The following is a 9,010-nucleotide window of genomic DNA, read 5'->3' on the forward strand; positions in this document are numbered from 1 at the left end:
ACCTTCGCCCAAATAGTGGGTGCATCACATCAGTTACTTCGATCTCAGTTAAGTCTGCTGATGGGTTATTGAGATGGGCATTAAGTAATGGTTTTGTTTGATAGAATTAACCATAATGCATTGCTGCGAAAAATTAAGACCTTTCCAACTTTATACCAACAAATTAAAGTATGGTTAAAGTCAGGAGTGGTAGATGATGGGCAAAACATCCAAACCCTAGAAGGAACCCCACAAGGAGGAGTTATTAGCCCATTATTGGCTAATATCGCACTTCATGGAATGGAAAATCTAATTAAGCAATTTGCCACAACACTCCCTGGTAATAAGAGAGATAATATGAAGGCAATAAGTTTAATTAGATATGCTGATGACTTTGTAGTTATTCATGAAAATATAGAAGTCATCCAGAGATGCCAGCAGATAATAGCGGATTGGTTAAGAGAACTAGGGCTAGAATTAAAACCCAGCAAAACCAAAATTTCACATACATTCAATGAAATAGAAGGAAACTGCGGTTTTAACTTTCTTGGATTCAATATACGACAAAATCCAGTAGGAAAATGTCATACAGGAAAGAATACCAATAGAAAACCACTAGGCTTCAAAACATCAATAACCCCAGGGAAAGAAGAAATAAAAGCCCACACATACAAGACCGGAAAACTAATTGAGAGGAACAAAACGACTTCTCAAGAGAAGCTAATAGCAATCCTAAATCCTATAATTAGGGGATGGGCTAACTATTATGCAACAAGTGAATGTTCTAAGGTCTTTCAAAAGGTGGACAATATAATCTTTTGGCAACTGTGGGCATGGGCAACCAGAAGACATCCAAACAAAAATAAAAAGTGGATTCGTCTTAAATACTGGAAAACAGTAGGCGAAAATAATTGGACGTTCACAGCAGGTAATGATAGCTGGATACTCAACAGTCACGGAAAGGTAAAAAGTATCACACACATAAAAGTGCAAGATACAAAAAGTCCTTACGATGGTGATTGGATATATTGGGTTAGCAGAATGGGTAAACACCCCCAAGCACCTCCAAGACTATCAAAACTCATTGAGGAACAGAAAGGTAAATGCGCCCAATGCAGGCACTACTTCAGAGATGGAGATATTCTTGAAATCGACCATATTATTCCACGCCATCTTGGTGGCTTAGATAAGTATGAAAACTATCAAGTTCTCCACAGACATTGCCACGATATGAAAACAACGGAAGACTTAAATCCGTTAAAGGTATGCAAGACAAGCACCAAGTCATTGAGGAGCCGTGTGAGGTGAAAGTCTCATGCACGGTTTTGAAGACGAGTTAGTGAGGTGACTCACTAGCTTAGTTTAACGGTCGCCCGGTGATTATCCCTGCCCTCTCTGAGCAACTCAATCAGCAGCAAGCCGAATGTCTTGACCAGATTACCAAGTTCATTCAGCAGTATGACCAAAATCTGGAGCAAAGGCTACGGGAATCTGCGATCGCTGGTGGTGAACAACTCGCCGCGCAACTCCTTGAAGAATTGAGCGACTGGGAGCCAGGACGTAAGCCAGTAAAGTTCAAAAAAAAGATGGAAAAACACCTGATGAAAGTGCGGGTGTTACTGGCAAATGCCTCACCTGAAGCTGGCAGCAGTTTAGAACAGATGATGGCGCACTTAGATTCGATTGTCACCGACCCAGCGATTGAGTCGAAGAATCTTGGTTCTGATACGCGCAGTCAATTACAGCAAAAAATGCAAGAGATCCGCATCAAGTTGTTAGATGAACAACGCAATTTACAATCACTTGCGACTGACGATGTGGGCTTGTCGAAAGCTACTGTGATGTCGTTTAAGTTCCGGTAAAAAATAGTCTTGGGCGAGGGTGTATTCGCTCAAGACTAATGGATTTAATACGTAGTTTCCAGAATAACCCAAAAAGGATATCGCACCCGTACTATTTCTCAAACCAATTTGAAAGCCTTGGAGCCAAAAATGTCGCATTTCTCAACAGTTAAAACCAAGCTTGCTAACCGTGAATGTCTAGTACAAGCTTTACAAGACTTGAAACTGAATCCGCAAGTACATGAAACAGCACAATCACTAAAAGGATACTATGGTGGCTCTCAAGGACAAAGTGCTGAAATCATCGTATCTGGCCGCACCATAAAAGCCCGTGCAGACATCGGGTTCAAATGGAATCAGTCAAGCGGCGTGTACGACGTAATACACGACAGTTATGAAACAGTTCCGAAGCTGGGCAAAGACTTTTTCAGCAATAAACTAATGCTGGCTTATGGTAAGCATTTGGTTCGTGTCAAAGCTGCCGAGTTACAAGAAAAATTTGGTGAATGTGCGATCGCTGAATTAACTAACGGGAGTGTGCAAACTCTACGGCTGACTTTTGCCGGACATCAGGAAGTTAAACAATTTGCACGGAGATAAATTATGGAACGCTCAATATTGATTCATTTTGACAGCGCTACAGGTGAAGTTCGCGTGGAGGCAGAGGGGTTTGAGGGAGTGAGTTGTTTATCGGCTACGCAACCATTTGAAGAAGCACTTGGGGTTGTGGGCGATCGCACGTTTAAAGATGAAGCCCAAACCCAACAACTTCGGACTACCCTAAGCAGTCAAACACGTTTGCACCAGTAATCAGTCATCAGTTACCAGTCTTAACTCGGCTGGTAACTGCTGATCATAAAGGCTTCGCCATTTCACAAATGAAGTAATTGAAATAATTGACATGAAACTCTCAAATCTTGTCTCCACACTAGATTCACAAATACCCATCGCTGCGGTTGATGTTCTATCTCCTGATGAAGCGACGATTATTCAGTGGCTGACTACAGAAGCTAACAATAAGCTCTCATGTCCAGTGTTCTTCTGGAATTTGGGAGTATCAACCTTGGAGCAATGTTTAATCGCAGCAGATGGGGGATTGGTGTTTAAGCCAGTTGCAGAGTACAAAAGACCACAACACGCTGATCCACTACTATTTGTATTCGACTACATTGCTAACTTTAGTGGGAATGGTGTATTTATCCTCGGAGATATTCACTCCTTTATTGCTAAGAACTCACCCCAATTGAGTTGGGAGATTTTAAGCAAGGTAAAAAACCTTTACCACAGGTTAAAACCCACAGATAAACGCATTGTGTTGTTGGGTCAGAACATACAATTACACGAATCTCTAATCAGATTGATTCCTTATTGTGAAGTCCCTTTACCTAGTATTGACCAAATACTTGAACATATCAATTCTTATTTGCATGACTTACAACAGTCTGCTAGAGAGCAAGAATTAACCTTTACTGTTACGCTAGAAAATGCTGAATTTGAAACTCTTTCTCGTGCTGCCCTGGGATTAACCTTAGAAGAAATTAGTGATTTCCTTCGGTTAACAGTCAAAGAAAACTTAACTAATGATGGTGTCGTCGTTGACGCTGATTTTATTCCCAAAGCCGTCGATTACAAAACTCGGCTACTCTCTCAAATGGGTATCGAGTTGGGTAAACCAGCTACCATTCCTTTTGGCGGTTTGGATCTACTGCGCGAGTGGCTGACTCGTCGGCGGCGACTATTCACACAAGAGGCGCGAAGTCTCTCGTTACCACAACCAAAAGGTGTATTGTTGGTTGGCCCACCCGGAACAGGAAAATCCCACTGTGCCAAAAACATCGCTAGCATACTCAATCTACCACTTCTGCAACTCGATATTGCGTCCCTTCTAGGTTCACTAGTTGGCGAATCCGAAGGTAATGTTAGACGTGCATTGAAAACAGCAGAAGCGATCGCACCTTGTGTCTTGTTTATTGATGAGGTCGAAAAAGCACTTTCAGGTCAGGGCGATACAAGCGGTGTTTCTCAACGCATCTTGGGTACTTTGCTTACCTTCATGGCTGAATGCACCAGTGGCGTATTTATAGTTGCAACCTGCAATGACCCATCAGCACTACCAAGTGAATTCAAGAGGAAGGGAAGATTTGACGAATCTTTCTTTGTTGATCTTCCCACGGAGCCAGAGCGTGTAAAGATTCTAGGGATTCATCTGCAACGCTTTGGCATTCACCTGGAATCAGAGTACCTCGAAGCGATCGCAGCCTCGACCGCGAAATTTTCAGGGGCAGAACTGGAAACCCTTGCTTCAGAAGCTGCTCTGCTGGCATTCGATGAGGGTAGACCACAACAGGTAACGCTTGCTGACCTCGAAGCTTGTTGTCAAACCATCACCCCGCTTGCGATTCAGGACGCTGCGGCAGTTGAGCGTATGCAATTCTGGGCATCCACCGCACGACGGGCTAGTAGCCCTGTGGTTGCAGCGAAAACTCAATCTTTGCGTGCTGCTAAGTTTCGGAATATGAACTGATGAGAAACCGATTGCCTCCTGATTCTATGGGGGCGATCGCCACCGGTTCATAGCGGGTACGCCATCGCTCTTTCTTTTAGTAATTGATAGCAGCTAATTAACATAGTTAATAAGGCGAAGAAACATGACAACAGACTTAGTTACTTATTACGGGCAGACTCCAACCATTGACCAACTGGTTGAGAATTATGGCGCATATTTGGAGAAATTAGACAGAGAAACCAAATTGTTGCTTCGGACGGTATTAACAAATTATGTATTTATGCGAGAAAGGCATGAGCCGAGCAGTTACACACTAATAGAAGCTTCTAGGGATGCACTTTTTGTCACATTTCTTGGTATGGATACGCCACAATTTTTGGTAGATATTTGCTCACAATTAAATGGATTAACAATACACGAAGCCGAAACAATACTTGAAGCACTACAGCATCAAATTCGATGGGGCAATGCCCGTCAAGCTGTGAATTGACAGGGTAAGAAACATGGAAATCTATTTAGTTTTTGTTGATGCTATCCGAAACAGCAATAAATTCTGGGCGGCCATTGTCGAAGATGGGAATTTGACAGTCCAGTGGGGGCGAGTTGGTTATCAAGCGCAAACCAAAGTTCACCAATTAGTCAGTTATCAAAGAGCCGTTAGCAAATTCAACAATTTGGTAGCAGAAAAAAAAGCCAAAGGTTACAGCGAAAGTCAGCCAGAGATTGATGCTAGCCGCAGTCTTGTAGACATTAGACGGGCTATTCAATTGTTGAATATTATCCGTCCTTCTATTGCTAATAGGATTTTTCACGATGGCTATATTAACGCCCTAAATGAGTATTTGAAAATTGTCCCTACGCCTTTGGGAATGCAGATAGATTATCACGGAATTTACCGTACTGTTGCAGATGTCGATTATCAAATGCAATTACTCAATTCTCTGTTAGCGACACCTGCACCAATTGCTGCTGCGGTTGCTGTTGGTCATGCCCCTGAAGCAGCAGTAGAAACTAAGGTTGTCAGTCTTAAGACTATCAGTAAGAACTTCTGGCGACATTTGTAAATCAGCTTGGCGTAAAGTATTGCAGCCAATTTACTTGCTTCGATGCGGACTGATTAAATATATCCCCCAGCCTATACCGCACTGGGGGATATTTCTAACTGACTTTCAGCTTAATTGCTTGTTTGTCCTCTGGGTTTTTTCGTATGACATCGCTTAACCATTAGAATATCTTTTCTGAATGTGGAATTTTTATGTAAATTTAACCACATCTACCTGATGAAAGTTTACAATATAATTACTGAAACTAATCTAGTTACAACCAACAGGCTTTGGTTTGACCCATCCATGACTGATAATAAACAAGTTGTCTCCCAACTCACTCAACAAAAACCAAGACGTGTTTTGGTTGTAGCTCCAAGTGAACTTACTATCCACCACCGTCACAGACAATCCTTTCAAACACCGCCTACTTTAAGCAATTGCATTCTCAAATTCATCGCTAAATTATCCATCGTCAGCGCTATGCTGTTTGGCATCAGTGCATTAGGCTACTGGGGATTAGAAATCGTTGAAGCTAACACAATCCCTACGATAGAAGACAGATACGATTGGCGAACCCAAAAACATATTTGTTTCGGTTGGATGCTAGTTACTTTTTCTAGCTTTCTTGGGAGTGCTTCTTTTGCTAACGAATCCCACTAATCATTTCCAGAGGATAGAGTTCATAATAAAAATTCATCACTCAAAAGTCATAATTGAGAAGCAATTTAATATGATTGGTAGATTGATTCATGAAAATTTCTGTTGATGTTTTGACTATTCAGACAGATGTATTCAGAATAGGTTAATTCTTATATTTAATATCTGAGTAAATTTTAGTAGAGCAATTATGAATCCTATTAATCAGGCTATTTTAGAATCTCTGCGTTCTGGCGAGAAAACTGCTGGAGAATTAAAAGACATATTTGATTGTAGTTACAGCGTCCTTGATAAGGGATTGCAGGATCTGATTGACACACAACAGATTGAAGCCGGATGGAGTAATGATAATTATCCAGCAAGAATTTATCGGCTCAAGCGCCAGCAACAATCTATGACTTTTTGGAAAAATTAGTCATTCTTTTTTAATGCTAAATAATTTTCCCAATCTCAATTATCTCAAAAAATACTCCTTATTGGCGAATTTCTCACTCAACATCAACTACTAAATGACTGACCTCTCTATCCGACAACTAGCCGTAATAGTACTCATTTTTTGCTGATAACGCTTTGGAGTTGTGTGTAGCATTCGTTGAAACACAGAAGTCATGTGACTCTGGTTGCCAAATCCCGCTTCTGCGGCTACCTGTGCTAGTGAGCGCTTTTGGTTTTGTAAGAGTTTTTGGGCAAGTTCCAGGCGACACCGCAGGACGTATTGATAAGGTGATAGTCCAGTTGTAACTTTAAATGCTCGTGCAAAATGATAGGGACTGAATCCGACTGTGGCAGCAATCTGGTTGAGGTTAAGTTCCTGAGATAGATTCGCTCTGATGTATTCTAAGACTTGCTTTAACAAATTTGGATCTAAAAATTCTGGTGGACGTTTGAGCCGTCCAGATAGGCTTGAACGTCGGTAAATTATCTGTGCCAACACTGCCGTTGCAACTGATTCTAAGTAAAATGCACCACCAGTTTGTCCATGATCAAAAAACTCTTGCATAGCAAGCGCAGCACTCAATCCCCAATGAGTCTTAGGAATTTGCCCTGGCTGTAACTCAATCGTTTGCCCCTCTGCTTCTACTCGGACTACACGCTGTAAAAAAGATTGGGAATATCCAAACACTACAAAACAAGAAGCATCTTCCACCGAAGTATAAGTAGTACCTTGCGGCACAATATCAAAACCTCCTGGTAGTGCTTGGTAAGGTTGCAGTCGATCAGCATTGAAGGCAGCAATCCCACGAGTTTCTCCAAAACTTGTTACCACAAGGTTAAGTGGTGAGCGAATATTGGCTTCTAAGTGTCCTGGCGGAATGATTGCTACCATTAACTCTGGTGTTTCTAGCCAATGCCCCCACTGGGGTAAAGTTTCTAGTGGAGGCTGATCAAGGGGCATCATATATTCTGGGGGATTGAATAAAAACTCTTTTAGCAGATTCATGGGCAGCCCAATCAAGTGTTAACAGCAATTTCAATGCAATACCCTATTATCTCAAAAAGCAGATTTCGAGATTCCGCAAGAATTGAAAAGACAGTAATGATTGCAGCCAAGTATTTTCAAAGTTAGGATTTTATATTTGAGTAATTGTCAATGCCTGTTCTAATTCCGATTTCAACCTTTTTTATCGGCTGTCATGGGCTGCTTGCTCTAGGTTTGTCCTATCGAGTGGCAATGGAACGCACCCGGACTCGAATTTGGCATGGTGCATCTCTATCTGAAGTTGCCTCACAGCCCAATTACCTAGCTTCACCGAATGCTTGGGCAGAGTTTGTGGAAAAAATGACACAACAGTTTATTTTAACCAAAAACATAGAAGATGGGGCGTTGCAGCGTACTATCCGAGCGCATGGTAACTTTACAGAATACGTACCTCAAAGCCTCATATTCTTAATTGCTTTAGAGTCGATGCAGGCTTTTAACGGACTGTTGTGGATGCTAGGTACTCTATTAATGCTAGCTCGGATTAGCCATGCCTGGGGGTTAATACACACCTATGGCCCATCACCGGGTAGGGCGATCGGTTTTTTCGGAACTTGGCTAGTTTATCTAGTCGGTAGCCTGGCTTGTCTTTACTACAGTGTGCAGCAATTTTTATAGTTCAGCGATGACCCTAACTCAAAAATTATAATGCTCAAAGCAATTGATACCGACCTTTGGGTTGCTGAACAGCCTCTAAAATATTTTGGCTTGGAAGTAGGGACGAGGATGACCGTGATTCGTCTGACCATTGGTAAATTAATGGTGATTTCACCTATTGAAATGGATGACACCACTATCAATGAGCTAAATCAATTAGGAGAAGTAACTTACATTGTCGTCCCCAACTTATACCATCATCTATTTGTTGCTGATTTCAAGCTGTGCTACCCCCGTGCCAAACTATGGACAGTATCTGGTCTAGAGCGTAAACGACCAGATTTGCAAATCAACCAGATTATTAGCAATCGCAGCATTCACGCGATTGATGGAGTTGAATATTTATTAGTACAAGGATTCAACACATTGGGTACTAGTGGATGTTCACCACTCAATGAATGTGTCTTTTTTCATGTCAAAAGCCGAACTTTAATTGTCACTGATACAGTTTTTCATTTTGACGATCAATGTTCACCAAGTATAAGGTTAATAGCAAAACTTTTAGGTGCTTACAACCAACTTCGTCCATCGTTATTAGAAAAATTTGCAACTCTAGATAAAGTCAAAGTTAAACGGTCAATTCAACAGCTTCTCACTTGGAATTTTGAACGAGTAATCATGGCGCATGGAAGCATAATTGAACAAGATGGTAAACCTCAGTTTAAAACAGGGTATGAGTGGTTTTTAGAAATGCCTTTGTAGCGATACTTCTTCAATTTAATTGCAGGGAGTATGCCAACTCCTAAAAGAAGCGTTCCACTAAATAAGCCGCATATTCCATACCATAAGGTACGCTCACCCCAGCAGTCATTTCATTAGCAAAGTAGGTGTTTTGATTACCTTG

General features: G+C 41.5%; 11 protein-coding genes and 1 pseudogene. 11 read left to right on the forward strand and 1 reads right to left on the reverse strand.

Going from position 1 to position 9,010, the window contains the following annotated elements:
* Positions 1-87 precede the first annotated feature (87 nt).
* The 9 genes and pseudogenes from H6G86_RS36940 to H6G86_RS36980 all read left to right on the forward strand — a co-directional run bounded on the left by H6G86_RS36940 (position 88) and on the right by H6G86_RS36980 (position 6,444).
* Positions 88-1,287, forward strand: a complete 1,200-nt coding sequence (locus H6G86_RS36940; protein WP_190938530.1) for a group II intron reverse transcriptase — start codon at positions 88-90, stop codon at positions 1,285-1,287.
* A gap of 59 nt (positions 1,288-1,346) precedes the next feature.
* A pseudogene (locus H6G86_RS36945) lies at positions 1,347-1,841 on the forward strand (hypothetical protein); the annotation flags it as partial.
* A 129-nt stretch (positions 1,842-1,970) separates the two neighbouring features.
* Positions 1,971-2,420, forward strand: coding sequence for a DUF1257 domain-containing protein (locus H6G86_RS36950; protein WP_190938531.1), 450 nt, complete (start codon positions 1,971-1,973; stop codon positions 2,418-2,420).
* A gap of 3 nt (positions 2,421-2,423) precedes the next feature.
* Positions 2,424-2,630, forward strand: coding sequence for a DUF2997 domain-containing protein (locus tag H6G86_RS36955; protein WP_190938532.1), 207 nt, complete (start codon positions 2,424-2,426; stop codon positions 2,628-2,630).
* A gap of 91 nt (positions 2,631-2,721) precedes the next feature.
* The gene (locus H6G86_RS36960; RefSeq protein ID WP_190938533.1) at positions 2,722-4,344 is read left to right on the forward strand and encodes an AAA family ATPase; all 1,623 of its coding nucleotides are present in this window, start codon (positions 2,722-2,724) and stop codon (positions 4,342-4,344) included.
* 124 nt (positions 4,345-4,468) lie between these two features.
* Positions 4,469-4,816 carry a hypothetical protein gene (locus tag H6G86_RS36965; RefSeq protein WP_190938534.1) on the forward strand — a complete coding sequence of 116 codons (348 nt, stop codon included), beginning with the start codon at positions 4,469-4,471 and terminating at the stop codon, positions 4,814-4,816.
* 13 nt (positions 4,817-4,829) lie between these two features.
* Positions 4,830-5,390, forward strand: a complete 561-nt coding sequence (locus H6G86_RS36970) for a WGR domain-containing protein (protein ID WP_190938535.1) — start codon at positions 4,830-4,832, stop codon at positions 5,388-5,390.
* A gap of 285 nt (positions 5,391-5,675) precedes the next feature.
* Positions 5,676-6,032: a hypothetical protein gene (locus H6G86_RS36975; RefSeq protein WP_190938536.1), complete on the forward strand. Its 357-nt coding sequence runs from the start codon at positions 5,676-5,678 to the stop codon at positions 6,030-6,032.
* A gap of 187 nt (positions 6,033-6,219) precedes the next feature.
* Positions 6,220-6,444, forward strand: coding sequence for a hypothetical protein (locus H6G86_RS36980; RefSeq protein WP_174710968.1), 225 nt, complete (start codon positions 6,220-6,222; stop codon positions 6,442-6,444).
* 90 nt (positions 6,445-6,534) lie between these two features.
* Here H6G86_RS36980 and H6G86_RS36985 read toward each other — a convergent pair whose 3' ends face one another.
* Positions 6,535-7,470: a helix-turn-helix domain-containing protein gene (locus tag H6G86_RS36985; protein ID WP_190938537.1), complete on the reverse strand. Its 936-nt coding sequence runs from the start codon at positions 7,468-7,470 to the stop codon at positions 6,535-6,537.
* 150 nt (positions 7,471-7,620) lie between these two features.
* On the opposite strand from H6G86_RS36985, the gene H6G86_RS36990 reads away from it, so the two are divergent.
* Together H6G86_RS36990 and H6G86_RS36995 are read left to right on the forward strand one after the other, a co-directional pair.
* Positions 7,621-8,127 carry an MAPEG family protein gene (locus tag H6G86_RS36990; RefSeq protein WP_190938538.1) on the forward strand — a complete coding sequence of 169 codons (507 nt, stop codon included), beginning with the start codon at positions 7,621-7,623 and terminating at the stop codon, positions 8,125-8,127.
* Between the two features lie 30 nt (positions 8,128-8,157).
* Positions 8,158-8,868 carry a DUF4336 domain-containing protein gene (locus H6G86_RS36995; protein WP_190938539.1) on the forward strand — a complete coding sequence of 237 codons (711 nt, stop codon included), beginning with the start codon at positions 8,158-8,160 and terminating at the stop codon, positions 8,866-8,868.
* Positions 8,869-9,010 lie beyond the last annotated feature (142 nt).

Source organism: Nostoc sp. FACHB-133 (assembly GCF_014698055.1).
Classification (GTDB): domain Bacteria; phylum Cyanobacteriota; class Cyanobacteriia; order Cyanobacteriales; family Nostocaceae; genus Nostoc.

What these genes read in the sequence shown, in the direction of transcription:
- H6G86_RS36975 (WP_190938536.1), top strand. Translation starts at nt 5,676, where the DNA reads ATGACTGATAATAAACAAGTTGTCTCCCAACTCACTCAACAAAAACCA.
- H6G86_RS36965 (WP_190938534.1), top strand. Translation starts at nt 4,469, where the DNA reads ATGACAACAGACTTAGTTACTTATTACGGGCAGACTCCAACCATTGAC.
- H6G86_RS36960 (WP_190938533.1), top strand. Translation starts at nt 2,722, where the DNA reads ATGAAACTCTCAAATCTTGTCTCCACACTAGATTCACAAATACCCATC.
- H6G86_RS36990 (WP_190938538.1), top strand. Translation starts at nt 7,621, where the DNA reads ATGCCTGTTCTAATTCCGATTTCAACCTTTTTTATCGGCTGTCATGGG.
- H6G86_RS36995 (WP_190938539.1), top strand. Translation starts at nt 8,158, where the DNA reads ATGCTCAAAGCAATTGATACCGACCTTTGGGTTGCTGAACAGCCTCTA.
- H6G86_RS36985 (WP_190938537.1), bottom strand. Translation starts at nt 7,470, where the DNA reads ATGAATCTGCTAAAAGAGTTTTTATTCAATCCCCCAGAATATATGATG.
- H6G86_RS36955 (WP_190938532.1), top strand. Translation starts at nt 2,424, where the DNA reads ATGGAACGCTCAATATTGATTCATTTTGACAGCGCTACAGGTGAAGTT.
- H6G86_RS36980 (WP_174710968.1), top strand. Translation starts at nt 6,220, where the DNA reads ATGAATCCTATTAATCAGGCTATTTTAGAATCTCTGCGTTCTGGCGAG.
- H6G86_RS36950 (WP_190938531.1), top strand. Translation starts at nt 1,971, where the DNA reads ATGTCGCATTTCTCAACAGTTAAAACCAAGCTTGCTAACCGTGAATGT.
- H6G86_RS36970 (WP_190938535.1), top strand. Translation starts at nt 4,830, where the DNA reads ATGGAAATCTATTTAGTTTTTGTTGATGCTATCCGAAACAGCAATAAA.
- H6G86_RS36940 (WP_190938530.1), top strand. Translation starts at nt 88, where the DNA reads ATGGTTTTGTTTGATAGAATTAACCATAATGCATTGCTGCGAAAAATT.